Source organism: Promicromonospora sp. NPDC057138 (assembly GCF_042670845.1).
Taxonomy (GTDB): domain Bacteria; phylum Actinomycetota; class Actinomycetes; order Actinomycetales; family Cellulomonadaceae; genus Promicromonospora.
The window spans coordinates 19178-33994 of sequence record NZ_JBHUUX010000063.1; the positions used below are offsets into that span (position 1 = coordinate 19178).

Here is a 14817-nt window from a genome sequence, read left to right on the forward strand (position 1 = left end):
GCCGGCGAGGGCGGAACCGTTGGTCACGCCAGCCACGACGTTGGAGACGACCTGGGGCGCGACGCCCTGGACGGCACCGGAGACGAACTGCGCCGGCTTGTAGTTCGGCGCGAGAGCCGTGGTGGGCTCGATGGAGGCGGGGAGCTGCTCGGTCACGGCGTCCACCACGGGGACGGCGTCGGTGAGCTCGCTGAGGTCGATCGAGGTCGACGAGAGGGCGGGGAGGCCCTGCGTGAGACCCTCGGCGGTGGTGCCGAGGTCACCAAGGGAGTCCAGCGGCGAGGCCTCTGCGGCCATAGCCGGGGCGGCCATGCTTGTGGCCGCGGTTGCGATGGCGACGGTCGCGATGGTCCGCGCGCCCGCCGATGCGGTCTTCTTCTTGGGTGCTGCGTGCTTCAAGAGTTGCTCCAGCATCTCGTTGCGCATATGCGCGTTCGGTCCTTGAGCCACCGAACTTAGGCCTTCACCCCCGGGTGAATAAAATCACCCTTGTTACGATTGTGTAACGATGGCCGAATTGGACCCTAGAAATCGGTCCGTCCGGCTTGTTCTGCGGGGTTATCGCCAGGAAGTTATCGACGACCGGTCGGGCCGGCGTCTCGCTGGGCGGACGCTTCGAGGGTCAGAGCCTCGGCGCCCTGGACCAGCGCGGCCTCCGCGGCACGCGCCTTGGCGGTGGCCTTCGCGCGGACGGCGACGATCTTGTCGTGCAGCTCGGCGTGCACCCGCCTGCGGACGTCACGGGCGATGACGTCGACGTCGGACTCGTCCGGCGCGGGCTCCCCGCGCGCCGCCAGCTCGTCGGTGAGCCGGGCGACGGTGGCGGCGATCTCGGCCTGGGCCCGGACCTCCGCCTCGTCCAGCAGTGCGACCACAGCGGCGTCGGCCTCCCGGCCCAGGCGCGTCTCCTCGAAGCGCCGCGCGGCGGCGTCCACGATCCCCTGCGCCTGCGCGACGACGACGTGCGCCACCGCGGGGGCGTGCGCCTTCAGCGTGGCGAGGTCGAAGAGCAGCACGCCCTCCACGTCCGCGACCCGCGGGTCGACGTCGCGGTGCAGGGCGAGGTCGAGGATCACGAGAGGGCGGGGCTCCGGCTCGTCGCCCGCCCGGTCGGCGGCGCGCTCCCGCGCCCGGACCAGCGCGGCGGTGTCCAGCACATGGCCGAGGCTCGCCTCGGGGCCGTTCTCGCTCACCAGGCCGGGGAGCGCCGTCGGGCCGCCGAAGTTCCCGGCCGCCGTGGCGTTGAGCCGCCGGTCGTCCTCGGTCTCGACGGGCTCGACCAGCGGGGCGGCCAGCTCGACCCGCGGGGTCGCGGCAAGCGCGCGGCCGCGGGCGCCGCTGCAGCTGACCACCAGGTCGGCGTCGGCCAGCGCCTCGACGAGCGAGGCCACCGGCTGCACGTCGTGCGACTCGGCGAAGGCCTCGGCGCGGCCGGACTGGGAGTAGACGCGGATGTCGTCGCAGCCGCGCGCCCGGAGGGCCGCGACGGACGCGCCGGCGTACGAGCCGGTGCCGATGAGCACGGCGCGCGTGCCGTCCCATGGCGGCAGCTCGCGCTCGGCGAGGTCGAGCGCGAGCGCGACGACGGACCGGCCCGCGGCGCCGAGCTCCGTGTCGGTGCCCACCCGCTTGGAGGTGCGCGACGCCGTCTGGAAGAGCAGCTCGAGAGTCTTGGACGTGGTCTCCTGCTCGCGGGCCTCCGCCAGCGAGCGCTTCACCTGGCCTGCGATCTCGCGCTCGCCCACGACCATCGCGTCGAGGCCCGACGCCACGGCGAACAGGTGCTCGGTGACCTCCGGGCCGGTGCGCACGGTGAAGCTGCGGGCGGCGACGTCGCCCGTCACGCCCGAGGCGTGCGCCACCAGCTCGGCGACGTGCCGCGTCGCGTGCCGCACGCTGTCTCCGCTCAGCGGCGCGTCGACGTCGAGGTAGAGCTCGAACCGGTTGCACGTCGAGATCACCACGGCGCCCGCGACGGGGCCGCACGTACCGACGACGACGCGACCCACTGACGACGAGCCCGTGGACAGGCGTTCCAGCGCGTCGAGGTCGAGCTCGCGGTGGCTGGCGGTGAGGGAGAGGAGAACCACAGTGCCCCAACTTTATGCACCCCGGCGCGGCAGGGCAGAATCGGGAAGCGTGAAGTCCACCACGATCGCCCCCGCTCATCCGCTCTCCGACGGGCGGACCTCTGCCGCGCCCCTGGTGCAGGCCCTGCGGGGTGTACGTGCCGGCCGCATGCCTGTCTGGTTCATGCGCCAGGCCGGCCGCTCCCTGCCCGAGTACCGCGAGGTGCGCCAGGGCACCGGCATGCTCGAGGCCTGCCTGCGGCCGGAGCTCGCGTCCGAGATCACCCTCCAGCCGGTCCGCCGGCACGGGGTCGACGCCGCGGTCTTCTTCTCCGACATCGTGGTGCCGCTCAAGCTGGCCGGGGTCGCCGTGGACATCAAGTCGGGGGTCGGCCCGGTGATGGACCAGCCGTACCGCACCGCCGCCGACGTCGCCCGGCTCACCTCCCGCACGCTCGACGACGCCGCCCTGGCCCCCATCCGGGAGGCCGTCGCGCTGACCGTCGCCGAGCTCGGCACGACGCCCCTCCTCGGGTTCGGCGGCGCGCCGTTCACGCTCGCCGCGTACCTCGTGGAGGGCCGCCCGTCGCGCGACCACCTCGCCGCGCGGACCCTGATGCACGCCGACCCCGCGACGTGGGACGCGCTCGTCGCGTGGACCGCCGACCTGACCGGGACGTTCCTCCGGGCGCAGGTCGAGGCGGGGGCGAGCGCCGTGCAGCTCTTCGACTCCTGGGCCGGCTCGCTCTCGCTCGCCGACTACACGTCGCGCGTCGCGCCGTCGTCGACCCGGGCCCTGGCGCACGTGGCGGGGTCCGGTGTGCCGGCCATCCACTTCGGCACCGGCACGGGGCACCTGCTGCCCGCCATGCGCGCGGTGCTGGTCGACGCCGGAATCACCGACCACGCTGTCGGCATCGACTACCGGACGCCGCTCGACCAGGCCGCCGACCTGCTGCCCGGCGTCCCTCTGCAGGGCAACATCGACCCCGCACTGCTGGCCGCGCCCTGGGACGTGCTGGAGGCGCACGTGCGGGACGTGGTCTCGCGCGGGCGCAAGGCGCCCGGGCACGTGGTCAACCTCGGCCACGGCGTACCGCCCGACACCGACCCGACGGTGCTGACCCGCGTGGTCGAGCTGGTGCACTCGTTGTGACCGAGGTGGCCGACGCCGTCGTCGTCGGTGCCGGGATCGGCGGGCTCGTCGCCGCGCACACGCTCGCCGCGGGCGGGCTGCGCGTCGTCGTGCTGGAGGCCGCCGACCGGGCGGGCGGGCCGATCCGCGGCGGGTCGTTCGGGTCGCTGCCGGACGTTCCGGTGGACCTGGGCGCGGAGTCGTTCGCGGTGCGGGGCGGCGTCGTCGAACGGCTGGCGGAGGAGCTGGGGCTGACCGTCGAGGCGCCCGCCGGGCTCTCTGCCTGGGGTTACGCGGCGGGGCGGGCGTTCCCGCTGCCCGCCGCCGGAGTCCTCGGGATCCCCTCGCGGCCGTGGGCCGCGGACGTGCGGCGCGCGATCGGCTGGCCGGGCGCGCTGCGCGGGTCGCTGGACCGGGTGCTGCCGGCCCGGTTCGTCGACACGACGGACCTCGGGACGTTCGCGCGGTCGCGGCTCGGGTCCCGGGTGGCGGACCGGCTCGTCACGCCCGTCGCGGCCGGGGTGCACTCGGCGCCGCTCGACCGGCTCGACGTCGCCGCCGTCGCCCCCGGGCTGCTGGACGCGTACACACGGACCGGGTCCCTGTCACGGGCTGTGGCGTCGCTGCGTGCGGCGGCGCCCGCGGGCTCGGCCGTGCGCGGGATCGACGGCGGCATCCACGCGCTGGTGGACGCCCTGGTGGAGCGGTTGGACGTGCGGCTGGGGGCGCGAGTGGTGGGCGTGGAGCGGGCGGGGCGCAGCTGGCTGGTGCGCACCGAGGACGGTCAGGTGCTGCGCGCGCCGCGGCTGGTGCTCGCGACCCGCACCGAGTTCGGCCCCTCCGAGTCCCTGGCGCTCCCGCCCGCGCCCGAGCGCGGCGCCGACATCCGCCTCGTCACCCTCCTCCTGGAGGCCCCCGAGCTCGACGCGGCCCCGCGCGGTTCCGGGATGCTCGTGGCCCCGGGCACGACGCAGGGCGCCGTCCGCGCCAAGGCGCTGACCCACGCGACGGCGAAGTGGCCGTGGCTGGCCCGGCGGGTGCGCGACGCCGTCGGGCCGGGCCGGCACGTGGTGCGGCTCAGCTACGGCCGCATCGGCGAGCCGACGCCGGAGCCCACCGCCGAGGAGGCCGCCCGCGATGCGTCGGCGCTGCTCGGCGTCGACCTGACCGGCCGGGTGCGGGACAGCCTGCACCAGCGCTGGGACGGGGCGCTGCCTCCGCCGACGCCGGCCTACCGGGCCGCCGTCAAGCGGTTCGAGGACGCAGTCCGGGCCCAACCGGGCCTCGACGTCACGGGTGGCTGGATCGCGGGCACGGGCCTCGCGGCGATCGTCGGCCACGCGCAGGGCACGGCCGAACGGCTCGGAACAGCGCTTTCTGACACAACGTTCTGACAGTGCGCCAGCAACGCTGTGACATGGGCCCTCGGGTTTCCTCCGGGCGGGGGTTCGGGTAGAGACTGGGTTGGTGACCCCGACCCCCCTGTCCGTCAGCACCCCCGGAAACGCCCAGGGCGACGCCGCGCCGATTCGCCTCGGCACGCGCGCGAGCGCTCTCGCCACCACCCAGAGCGGTCTGGTGGCCAGGCGCCTCGAGGAGCTGACCGGCCGGCCGGTGGAGCTGGTGCACATCCGGACCGAGGGCGACGTGAAGACCGGGAGCCTCGCAAGCCTGGGCGGCACCGGCGTCTTCGTGACCGCGCTGCGCGAGGCCCTGCTGGACGGCCGCTGCGACGTCGCCGTCCACTCCCTCAAGGATCTCCCGACCGCCCCCGCGCCCGGCCTCACCTTCGTGACGCCCGAGCGCGAGGACCCGCGCGACGCCCTGTGCGCGCGCGACGGCCTCACCCTCGCGACGCTCCGGCACAACGCAAGGGTGGGCACGGGCTCGCCGCGGCGGGCCGCCCAGATCCGCGCCGCCCGGCCGGACCTCGACGTCGTCGACATCCGCGGCAACGTCGGCACGCGCCTCAACCGCGCGCTCGGCCCCGACGCCGACCTCGACGCCGTGGTCCTCGCGTACGCGGGCCTGGCTCGCCTGGGCCGCACCGAGGTGATCAGCGAGGTGCTCGACGTCGACGTCGTCGCCCCGGCCCCCGGCCAGGGCGCGCTCGCCGTCGAGGTCCGCACGGCCGACATCGTGTCCGACCCTTCGACAGGCTCAGGGCAGCGCGCGGGCGCCGCGTCCCGCGTGCCCGATCCTTCGACGCGCTCAGGACAGCACCCTTCGACGGGCTCAGTGCACGGCCTCGCCGAGGCGATCCACCTGCTCGACCACCGCCCGACCCGCCTCGCCGTCCTCGCCGAGCGTTCGGTGCTGGCGCGGCTGGAGGCCGGTTGCGCCGCACCGGTCGGGGCGCACGCGACGGTGCTCCCTGGGACTGTCGAAGGGGTCGGCTCCGTCCTCCGGCTGCGGGCAGTGGTCGCCGCCGTGGACGGCTCGGAGCAGATGTCGCGCAGCGCCGAGACGCGGCTCTCCCCGGACGTCGCCCCCGAGACGGTCGACGACGCGGCCCGCGCCCTGGGCAGGTCCGTCGCCGAGCACCTGCTGGCCGACGGCGCCGAGCGGCTCGCGCCCCTGAGCGCGACGGTCCCGGAGAAGGCGTGACCGAGCAGGTCCCTCCCGCAGCCGAACCGCCCGGATCGGCCGGGCCGCCCGTCGTCCTGGTCGCACGGGCCCCGTCGCGGGCCTCCGGGCTGCTCACGCTGCTGCGCGAGCAGGGGCTCGACCCCGTCGCCGCGCCGGTGATCGAGCGAACGCCGGTCGAGGACCCGGCGGACCTGGACGCCGCCCGCGAGCGCCTCGCCGACGGCGCATACGCCTGGGTGGTGATCACCAGCGTCAACGCGGTGTACGCCCTGCTCGGGGAGCGCATCGGCGCCCCGCACGCCGCCACCCCGCCCGACGACGTCGGACGCACCACCTGGTGGGCCGCCGTCGGGCCCGCGACGCAGCGGGCACTGGCCCGGTACGACGTCACCGCGGACCTCGTCCCGGAGACGGCGACCGCCGCCGGCCTCGCCGACGCCTTCCCCCGCGCCTCGGCCGGCACCCCCCGTGTGCTGCTCCCGCTCGGGGATCTCGCGTCCGACACGCTGCGCGCCGGCCTCGTGGCCAAGGGCTGGGCGGTCGACGTCGTGACGGCGTACCGGACGGTAGCCCGCGAGCTCCCGCCGGAGCTCCACCGGCGGTACGACGTCGTCGTGGTCGCCTCGGGCTCGGCTGCTCGCCAGGTCGCGGCCCAGCTGGGCCCGCAGCGGGTGGTGGCGATCGGGGAGCCGTCGGCCCGCGCAGCGGACGCCGTCGGGCACACCGTGCTGAGGATCGCCGAAAGCCCGACGGACGAGGCCCTGGCCGACGCCGTCGCCCAAGCCCTCGCTGTGAGCGCGATCGTTGCGCCCAAACCGGGCACGTAGTCGCAACGATCGCTCCCACAGCCAACAAGATCGAGTCGTACGTCGAGAGGAAACACAGTGAGTAGCAGCGGGATCGTGTATCGGCCGCGTCGTCTGCGGGCCACACCGGGCATGCGCCGCCTGGTCGCCGAGACCAGGCTGCATCCCGCCGACCTGGTGCTGCCGCTCTTCGTCAAGGAGGGGCTGACCGAGCCTGCTCCGCTGGCGAGCATGCCCGGGCAGGTGCAGCACACCGAGGAGTCGCTGGTCGAGGCCGTGCGGGCCGCGCGGGACGCGGGACTGGGCGGCGTCATGCTGTTCGGCATCCCCACGGTCAAGGACGCGAACGGCTCGCAGGCCGACGCCGCGGACGGGATCCTGCAGCGGGCGCTGCGGGCGTCGCGCAAGGTGCTCGACGAGGTCCCGGCGGGCGCGCCGACCCCGGTCCTCATGGCCGACACCTGCCTGGACGAGTTCACCGACCACGGCCACTGCGGGGTCCTGACGTCCACAGGGGCTGTGGACAACGATGCGACGCTCCTCCGGTACGCCTCGATGGCGGTGGCGCAGGCGAAGGCGGGGGTAGACGTCGTCTCGCCGTCGGGCATGATGGACGGCCAGGTCGCGGTGATCCGGGACGCCCTGGACGACGCGGGCTTCGCCGACACGAGCATCCTGGCCTACAGCGCCAAGTACGCGAGCGCGTACTACGGCCCGTTCCGCGAGGCCGTGGACTCGGAGCTCAAGGGCGACCGCAAGACGTACCAGATGGACTTCGCGAACGCCCGCGAGGGTCTGCGCGAGGCCGACCTGGACCTCGCCGAGGGCGCCGACATCGTCATGGTGAAGCCCGCCGGGTCGTACCTGGACGTCCTGCGCGCCATCGCCGACCGGAGCGACGTGCCGGTGGCCGCGTACCAGGTGTCGGGCGAGTACGCGATGATCGAGGCCGCCGGCGCGAACGGCTGGATCGACCGCGACCGGGCCGTCCTGGAGTCGGTGACGAGCATCAAGCGGGCGGGCGCGGACGTGATCCTCACGTACTGGGCGCTCGAGCTGGCGGACTGGCTCCGCTGACCACCGCTGAGTGCTGGGTATTTGTTGCCCCGCACCCACTCCGGCCACAAATACCCAGCACTCAACGAGAAGGACGGGCATGAGCGAAGCTGTCGAGAGTCAGGGGCTGCGGCGAGCAGCGCCCGAGGCGAACCATGCGGCGTTCCTGCGCGCGCAGGCCGCGATCCCGGGCGGCGTGAACTCGCCGGTCCGCGCGTACCGGAGCGTGGGCGGCGACCCGCGGTTCATCGCGTCGGCGCGCGGCCCGTACGTCACGGACGTGGCCGGGCGCGAGTACGTGGACCTGGTCTGCTCGTGGGGCCCGGCGCTGCTGGGCCACGCGCACCCCGAGGTCGTCGCCGCGGTGCAGGCGGCCGCCGCGCTGGGCCTGTCGTTCGGCGCCCCGACGGTCGCGGAGGTCGACCTCGCGGAGGAGGTCCGACGCCGGGTGCCCGTCGCGGAGCGCGTCCGACTCGTCTCCACGGGCACCGAGGCGACGATGACGGCGATCCGCCTCGCGCGGGGGTTCACCGGCCGGCCGCTGATCATCAAGTTCGCCGGGTGCTACCACGGGCACATGGACGCGCTGCTGGCCGAGGCCGGGTCGGGCGTCGCGACGCTTGCGCTGCCGGGTTCGGCGGGGGTCACCGAGGCCACCGCCGCCGAGACGCTCGTGCTGCCCTACAACGACCTCGCGGCCGTCGAGGCGGCGTTCGCGCAGCGCGGCTCGGAGATCGCCGCCGTGATCACTGAGGCGTCGCCCGCGAACATGGGCGTGGTCCCGCCCGTCGAGGGGTTCAACGAGGGGCTGCGCCGCATCACGTCGGCGCACGGCGCGCTGTTCATCATGGACGAGGTGCTCACCGGCTTCCGCGTGGGCCCGGCCGGCTGGTGGGGGCTCGAGAACGACGCGATCCGCGCCGCCGGCGGCGCGGGCTACACCCCCGACCTGTTCACGTTCGGCAAGGTCATCGGCGGCGGCATGCCGGTGGCTGCGCTCGGCGGCCCGGCGTCGATCATGGACCACCTGGCGCCGCTGGGGCCCGTCTACCAGGCGGGCACGCTGTCGGGCAACCCCGTGGCCGTCGCGTCGGGTCTCGCGACACTGCGGCTGGCCGACGACGCCGTGTACGCCCGGGTGAACGAGGTCTCGCGCGTGCTGTCCGACGCCGTCGGCGAGGCCCTGACCGCCGCGGGCGTGGAGCACCGCGTGCAGCGCGCCGGCTCGCTGTTCTCGGTGTTCTTCGGGCCGCTCGCCGCGGCGTCGGGCGTACGGGACTACGCGCAGGCCCAGGCCGCCGAGACGTACCGGTACACGCCGTTCTTCCACGCGATGCTGGACGGCGGGGTCAACCTGCCGCCGTCGGTCTTCGAGGCCTGGTTCGTCTCCGCGGCGCACGACGACGCTGCGGTGTCGCGGATCCTCGACGTGCTCCCGGGCGCCGCGAGGGCGGCGGCCGCAGCGACCGCCTGACCAGGGCACTGAGGAGCGACCACAGAACCTCAAGGGTGATCTTCAGAACCTCAAGAGTGATCTTGAGGAGCCCTTGAGGATCTTCGGCTGGGCGTTGAGTTATGGGCGGCACGGTGGGAACAGATATTCACCCACTCACGAGAGGTATCGCCATGACTCAGAAACGACAGCTCCTGGTCCAACGGTTCCGCACCGACTATCGGCGCTTTGACGGGTCGGACGGCGACGAGCGAGAGCAAGTCGCGTCGACGCGCATCCTCGAGACGGAGATCCTCGACGAAGGCGTGCTCCACGACCTCACCGAGGATCTCGGCCAGCCGGCCGCCGACCAGATCGTCGAGCAGTACGGCGACGCGCTCAAGCAGCGACTCGAGGTCCTCGCCGCCGCCGCCTTCGACCGCCGTCTGTGCCTCGTCTACGACACGGCGGTAGACCTGGCCGTCACGAGCGCCACGGTGGGGGCTGCTGCGCTGGCCCAGGCGGCCCACGCCGTTGCCCAGGACGCCGTGCGGTATCGCACCCTTCCAGGGGTCCCGGCACTGGAGCGGCTCATGCGTCTGGCGTACGACACCGAGGCCGCTCTGGTCAGGCGTCTTCGAACCGATACCCCATCCCCCGGACCGTATGGATGAAGCGCGGGCTCGTCGGGCTGTCGCCGAGCTTGCGCCGGACGTTGGCCACGTGCACCTCGACCGTGCGGCGGTCCGCCTCCGTGACCTCGCCTCCGTAGCGGTGCTGGTCGGGCCAGAGCAGGCCGGCCAGATCACCCTTGGCCACCAGCCGGCCGCGAGCGCCGTGGAGGGCCGCGAGGAGGTCGAACTCGGTGCGGGTGAGATGGACGAGCTCGCCGCCCAGGCGGACCGTGCGGCGTGCGGTGTCTACCTCGAGCCTCCCGTCGACCGTACCGGGAGCGGGCTCGTCCGGCTCTTCCGTCGCCGCCGGAGCGGAGCGGCCGATACGGCGCAGGAGCGCGTCGATGCGTGCCCGCAGCTCACGCGGCCGGAACGGTTTGGTGACGTACTCGTCGGCGCCGGCCTCGAGACCCATGAGCGTGTCGGCCTCGTCGACCCGGGCCGTGAGCATGACGACGACCGTGTCGGAGAAGGTCCGGACCAGCCGCACGACCTCGAACCCGTCGATGTCGGGCAGCGAGACGTCGACGGTCGTCACGATGGGCTGGTGCGCCTTGACGAGTGCCACGCCCTGCGCGCCGGTGACGGCGGGATGCACGGTGAACCCGGCCTGCTGCAGCATGACCTCGATAACCTCGCGAATGAGGTCGTCGTCCTCGACGACGACCGCCACTCGATGCCCCCCTGTGTGGTCCATCTGTCGAAAGTAGCAACGACACCGCCGCGCCGCCGTCCCAAGGATCACTCCAGCCGTACCGGCGGCCCGCGCTAGCCGGGTCCGCTCGCGGCACGACCGGCTCACGTCGCGGCGGGAACAGTCTCCGGCCAGGTGATCCAGCTCGCTGGGACAGCCTCGTCGAGACGGCGCACGTCGCGCTCCGCGAGAACCCCGGTGGCGAGCAGCCCTCGGGCGACCATCTGCCCGACCGCGCCCGCGCCCGGTGCGTTGAAGTGGGTGTTGTCCTCCAGGCCGGCGGCGGTGAACAGAAAGTTGAGCCGGCTGCGGTCGGGCCCGAGCTCCTGCCACCGCGCGATGGTCTGCGCGGTGATGTCGATCAGGGCGACGCCCTCGGCGGCGGCCAGCGCTCGCATCGCGTCCGGGTACTGGCCGTGGGTCGCGACGGCGTTGCCGTCGGCGTCGAACCGCCTCCGCTCCGCGGGAGTGAGCAGCACCGGTACGGCACCCCGCTGCCGCGCGCCGTCGAGATAGCGGCGCAGGAAGGACCGGTAGGTGGTCCACGGTTCGGTGCCGATCGCCGGGTCGGCCTTCTGGTCGTTGTGCCCGAACTGGACGAGCAGCAGGTCGCCGGGGTGGATGACGTCCAGGATCGCGGCGAGCCGGCCCTCCGCGATGAAGCTCCGGGAGCTGCGCCCGTTCATCGCGTGGTTGACCACCTCGACCGGCGGCGCGACGTACCAGGGCAGGGCCATGCCCCAGCCGGTCTCGGGGGCGGCGTCGGCGTACTTCTGAGCGGCGGTCGAGTCGCCGGCGATGTAGATCCGGCGCGGGTGCTGTTCCCTGGTCGTCCGCGAGACGGCGCGGACCACCGGGTCCGCCCGACCTGGAGCGGCGGCAGGGGCCGCGCTCGCTGTGGCGAGAGCGAGCGGCCCGGTGGCGAGCAGCGCGGCGAGCAGGAAACGGCGAGTCATCGAGGCGGGCATGCCGATGGGGGTACCTCTCGTGCAGAACCTGGGGTGTTCAGGACGAAAGGTATCCGATCCACATGTCGATCAAGGTCGTTCCCGCGTCCCGGCCTGGGCACTTGACTTGCTACCCCGGTGGGGTATCTGATAAACGCATGACCGAGACGACGGAGACCACCGGGGCGGCAGTGGTCGCCGTCGGGCAGAATGACCACGGTGACCCGGCCGGAGAGCACGACGGACCGCACGGCTACGCGTCCGACAAGACCGGGTATCTCAAGCGCATGCGCCGCATCGAGGGACAGGTGCGCGGCATCGCACGGATGATCGATGAGGACGTGTACTGCATCGACGTGCTCACCCAGGTCAGCGCCGTGACGAAGGCCCTGCAGGCGGTGAGCCTCGCGCTCGTCGAGGACCACCTGGGGCACTGCGTGGTCGACGCGGCCAAGGAGTCCGACGAGGCAGGTGCCGCTAAGGTCCGTGAGGCGTCCGAGGCGATCGCACGCCTCGTCCGCATGTGACCATCATCCGTGGGCACGCCAGCCAACCCGACCGAGGAGACGATATGACCACTGTGACCAAGCTGTCCGTGACCGGGATGCACTGCACGCACTGCGTGTCCGCCGTGACCAACGAGCTGCGGAGCGTCCCGGACGTCCAGGACGTGAGCATCGAGCTGCACGTCGGCGACGCCTCGCTCGTGCGCGTGATCTCCAAGCTGCCGCTCGCCGAGGCACCCCTGCGCGACGCCGTGGACGAGGCCGGCTACGACGTGACCGACGTCGAGGTGCTCGAGAACGCCGTCGCCGCCGAGTCCGCCGCGCAGGCCCCGGGCCGCCAGGCGACCCGCATGCTGCCGATCGTCTCGTCCTGACGATCCCCGGGACCGTGGCCGCCGCTGAGGTACAGCTTCCCGTCGGCGAGGTCGAGCTCGCCGTGTCCGGGATGACGTGCGCCTCGTGCGTGGCCCGGGTCGAGCGCAAGCTCAACCGGCTCGACGGCGTCGCGGCCACCGTGAACCTCCCGCTGGAGTCCGCGCACGTGGTGCTCTCGGCGGAGGTCACCGACCAGGACCTGGTCAGTGCCGTCGAGTCCGCCGGGTACGAGGCGCGGGTGACGCGCCGGCGGATGGCGGCGGGCGGTCGCGACGAGACCTCCGAGGCGACCCCCGGCGCGGCCCCGGGCGCCGAGTACCGCGGCGAGGACCTGCTCCGCCGCCTCCGGGTCTCCGCGGCGCTCACCGTCCCGGTGCTGCTGCTGTCGATGGTCCCGGCGCTGTCCTTCCCGGGCAGCGAGTGGGTGACCGCCGCGCTCGCGCTGCCCGTCGTCGCGTGGGGCGCCTGGCCCTTCCACACAGCCGCCGCGCGGGCGGCGCGGCACGCGAGCTCCACGATGGACACGCTGGTGTCCATCGGCGTGCTCGCGGCGACCCTGTGGTCGCTGTGGGTGCTGGTCGCCGGCACGCTCCGGCCCGCGGACGCCGGCACGGGTCCCGGCCTGTACTTCGAGGTCGGCGCCGTCGTCACCACGTTCCTGCTGGCCGGACGGTACGCCGAGCACCGGTCCCGGCGCCGCGCGGGCGACGCCCTGCGCGCCCTCCTCAACCTGGGCGCCAAGGAGGCGGAGCGCATAGCGCTCGGCCCGGACGACACGCCCCTGCGCCTGCCCGACGGCGGCTGGCGCACCACCGCCGTCCCCGTCGCCGCCCTGCAGGTCGGGGACGTGTTCGCGGTGCGCCCCGGCGGCACCGTCGCCACCGATGGGACTGTGGTGGACGGCGCGTCCGCCCTGGACACCGGGCTGGTCACCGGCGAGCCGGTGCCCGTGGAGGTGGGCCCGGGGGACGACGTCGTGGGCGGCACCGTGAGCACGTCGGGGCACCTGCTGGTGCGGGCGACCCGCGTGGGCGAGGACACGATGCTGTCCCGCATCGGGCGGCTCGTGGCGCAGGCGCAGACGGGCAAGGCGCCCGTGGCGCGGCTCGCCGACCGCATCTCCGCTGTGTTCGTGCCGGTCGTGCTGGTGCTGGCGGTACTCACGCTGGCGGGCTGGCTGGCCGCGACCGGCGACGTCGAGGCCGCCTTCACGGCCGCCGTCGCGGTGCTGATCATCGCGTGCCCGTGCGCGCTCGGGCTGGCCACGCCGATGGCGATCCTGGTCGGCACCGGCCGGGGCGCCCAGCTCGGCGTGCTGATCCGCGGGCCGGAGATCCTGGAGAGCACGCGCCGGGTCGACACGGTGGTGCTCGACAAGACCGGCACGGTCACCGAGGGCCGCATGCGGGTCGTCGACGTGTGGGGTGCGGGGAACCGGCAGCCCCGGCCGGCCGAGCCGTCACCGCTGGCCGGGCCTCGATCGCCGGCCGAGCCCCGATCGCCGGCCGAGCCCCGATCGCTGGTCGAGCCTGTCGAGACCCCCGACGACACCAACCACCTCACCGACGCGCCCGACGTCCTGCGGTACGCCGCCGCCGTCGAGGCGCTGAGCGAGCACCCGATTGCCCGGGCGATCGCCGCGGCGGGGCGAGCCGCCGCCGAGCCCGACGCCGAGACGCCGCTCGAGGTCACGGGCTTCGTCGCGCACGCGGGCGGCGGCGTCGAGGGCCTGGTCCGGCGGGCGCACGCGGGCCTGGCTCCCGGCGGCGCGCTGAACACCCGCCGCGTCCTGGTCGGCCGCCCGGACTGGCTCGCCGAGCAGGGGGTGACCGTCCCGGAGGAGGTGCGCTCCGCCGTCGGGCAGCAGGAGGAGGCCGGGGCCACCGCCGTGGCGGTGGCCTGGAACGGCGCCGCGGGCGGGGTGATCGCGCTGCGCGACCCGGCCAAGGCGACGTCGGCCCCCGCGGTGGCCGAGCTGCGGGAGCTGGGCCTGCGCCCGTACCTGCTGACCGGTGACTCCGCGGGCGCGGCTCGCGTCGCCGCCCGGGCCGTCGGCATCCCCGACGCGGACGTGATCGCCCGGGTGCTGCCCGCCGACAAGGTCGCGGTCGTGACCCGGCTTCGGGCCGAGGGCCGCACGGTGGCGATGGTGGGCGACGGCGTGAACGACGCCGCAGCGCTCGCCACCGCCGACCTCGGCCTCGCGATGGGCACCGGCACCGACGTGGCGATCGAGGCGAGCGACATCACGCTGGTCCGCGGCGACCTGCGGGCCGCCGCGAGCGCCGTCCGCCTGTCCCGGAGGACCCTGCGGGTCATCAGGCAGAACCTGTTCTGGGCGTTCGCGTACAACGTCGCGGCGATCCCGCTGGCGGCCGCCGGCCTGCTGAACCCGATGATCGCGGGCGGCGCGATGGCGGCGAGCTCGCTCCTCGTGGTCGCAAACTCCCTCCGCCTCCGCCAGGCGGAGTAGTCCGATCGCTGGTCGAGCTTGTCGAGACCGGACTGGTCTCGACAAGCTCTGTCTCTTATAC

At 74.1% G+C, this 14817-nt stretch carries 14 protein-coding genes; 10 read left to right on the forward strand and 4 right to left on the reverse strand.

Features of this window, described 5'->3' with window-relative positions:
- Both ACFT2C_RS23960 and ACFT2C_RS23965 read right to left on the reverse strand, forming a co-directional pair.
- The coding region (locus ACFT2C_RS23960) for a hypothetical protein (protein ID WP_377209590.1) at positions 1 to 399 on the reverse strand (399 nt) is incomplete at its 3' end.
- 173 nt (positions 400 to 572) lie between these two features.
- Entirely contained in the window at positions 573 to 2090 is a 1518-nt protein-coding gene (locus tag ACFT2C_RS23965; protein WP_377209591.1) for a glutamyl-tRNA reductase, read from the reverse strand.
- A gap of 49 nt (positions 2091 to 2139) precedes the next feature.
- Here ACFT2C_RS23965 and hemE point away from each other — a divergent pair, with 49 nt between their 5' ends.
- From hemE to ACFT2C_RS24000, 7 genes are all read left to right on the forward strand, one after another.
- Positions 2140 to 3225 carry a uroporphyrinogen decarboxylase gene (gene hemE / locus ACFT2C_RS23970; protein WP_377209592.1) on the forward strand — a complete coding sequence of 362 codons (1086 nt, stop codon included), beginning with the start codon at positions 2140 to 2142 and terminating at the stop codon, positions 3223 to 3225.
- On the forward strand, positions 3222 to 4598 hold the full coding sequence (locus tag ACFT2C_RS23975; protein WP_377209593.1) for a protoporphyrinogen/coproporphyrinogen oxidase: 1377 nt from the start codon (positions 3222 to 3224) through the stop codon (positions 4596 to 4598). Before hemE ends, ACFT2C_RS23975 begins: the two co-directional genes overlap by 4 nt.
- 73 nt (positions 4599 to 4671) lie before the next feature.
- Positions 4672 to 5811: a hydroxymethylbilane synthase gene (gene hemC, locus ACFT2C_RS23980; protein WP_377209594.1), complete on the forward strand. Its 1140-nt coding sequence runs from the start codon at positions 4672 to 4674 to the stop codon at positions 5809 to 5811.
- Complete coding sequence (locus ACFT2C_RS23985; protein ID WP_377209595.1) at positions 5808 to 6620, forward strand: uroporphyrinogen-III synthase; 813 nt, start codon at positions 5808 to 5810, stop codon at positions 6618 to 6620. Before hemC ends, ACFT2C_RS23985 begins: the two co-directional genes overlap by 4 nt.
- Positions 6621 to 6731: 111 nt before the next feature.
- Entirely contained in the window at positions 6732 to 7676 is a 945-nt protein-coding gene (gene hemB / locus ACFT2C_RS23990; RefSeq protein ID WP_377209603.1) for a porphobilinogen synthase, read from the forward strand.
- 79 nt (positions 7677 to 7755) lie between these two features.
- Positions 7756 to 9129 (forward strand): glutamate-1-semialdehyde 2,1-aminomutase, encoded by a 1374-nt coding sequence (gene hemL / locus ACFT2C_RS23995; protein WP_377209596.1) that lies wholly within the window; start codon positions 7756 to 7758, stop codon positions 9127 to 9129.
- 152 nt (positions 9130 to 9281) lie between these two features.
- On the forward strand, positions 9282 to 9761 hold the full coding sequence (locus ACFT2C_RS24000; protein ID WP_377209597.1) for a hypothetical protein: 480 nt from the start codon (positions 9282 to 9284) through the stop codon (positions 9759 to 9761).
- Here ACFT2C_RS24000 and ACFT2C_RS24005 read toward each other — a convergent pair.
- Together ACFT2C_RS24005 and ACFT2C_RS24010 are read right to left on the reverse strand one after the other, a co-directional pair.
- Positions 9715 to 10458 (reverse strand): response regulator transcription factor, encoded by a 744-nt coding sequence (locus ACFT2C_RS24005; protein ID WP_377209598.1) that lies wholly within the window; start codon positions 10456 to 10458, stop codon positions 9715 to 9717. The two genes, ACFT2C_RS24000 and ACFT2C_RS24005, sit on opposite strands and share 47 nt — an antisense overlap.
- A 101-nt stretch (positions 10459 to 10559) precedes the next feature.
- Positions 10560 to 11423 (reverse strand): rhamnogalacturonan acetylesterase, encoded by an 864-nt coding sequence (locus tag ACFT2C_RS24010; RefSeq protein ID WP_377209599.1) that lies wholly within the window; start codon positions 11421 to 11423, stop codon positions 10560 to 10562.
- 137 nt (positions 11424 to 11560) lie between these two features.
- Between ACFT2C_RS24010 and ACFT2C_RS24015 the strand changes: the two genes are divergently transcribed.
- The 3 genes from ACFT2C_RS24015 to ACFT2C_RS24025 are packed head-to-tail and all read left to right on the forward strand — an operon-like array spanning position 11561 to position 14756.
- Positions 11561 to 11929, forward strand: a complete 369-nt coding sequence (locus ACFT2C_RS24015) for a metal-sensitive transcriptional regulator (RefSeq protein ID WP_377209600.1) — start codon at positions 11561 to 11563, stop codon at positions 11927 to 11929.
- 44 nt (positions 11930 to 11973) lie between these two features.
- Positions 11974 to 12282 (forward strand): heavy-metal-associated domain-containing protein, encoded by a 309-nt coding sequence (locus ACFT2C_RS24020; RefSeq protein WP_377209601.1) that lies wholly within the window; start codon positions 11974 to 11976, stop codon positions 12280 to 12282.
- A gap of 14 nt (positions 12283 to 12296) precedes the next feature.
- Positions 12297 to 14756: a heavy metal translocating P-type ATPase gene (locus tag ACFT2C_RS24025; protein ID WP_377209602.1), complete on the forward strand. Its 2460-nt coding sequence runs from the start codon at positions 12297 to 12299 to the stop codon at positions 14754 to 14756.
- Positions 14757 to 14817: the final 61 nt, after the last annotated feature.

Coding starts and splice junctions, on each gene's coding strand:
- hemB (WP_377209603.1), top strand. CDS start 6,732: ATGCGCCGCCTGGTCGCCGAGACCAGGCTGCATCCCGCCGACCTGGTG.
- hemL (WP_377209596.1), top strand. CDS start 7,756: ATGAGCGAAGCTGTCGAGAGTCAGGGGCTGCGGCGAGCAGCGCCCGAG.
- ACFT2C_RS24000 (WP_377209597.1), top strand. CDS start 9,282: ATGACTCAGAAACGACAGCTCCTGGTCCAACGGTTCCGCACCGACTAT.
- ACFT2C_RS24005 (WP_377209598.1), bottom strand. CDS start 10,458: ATGGACCACACAGGGGGGCATCGAGTGGCGGTCGTCGTCGAGGACGAC.
- ACFT2C_RS24010 (WP_377209599.1), bottom strand. CDS start 11,423: ATGCCCGCCTCGATGACTCGCCGTTTCCTGCTCGCCGCGCTGCTCGCC.
- ACFT2C_RS24015 (WP_377209600.1), top strand. CDS start 11,561: ATGACCGAGACGACGGAGACCACCGGGGCGGCAGTGGTCGCCGTCGGG.
- ACFT2C_RS24020 (WP_377209601.1), top strand. CDS start 11,974: ATGACCACTGTGACCAAGCTGTCCGTGACCGGGATGCACTGCACGCAC.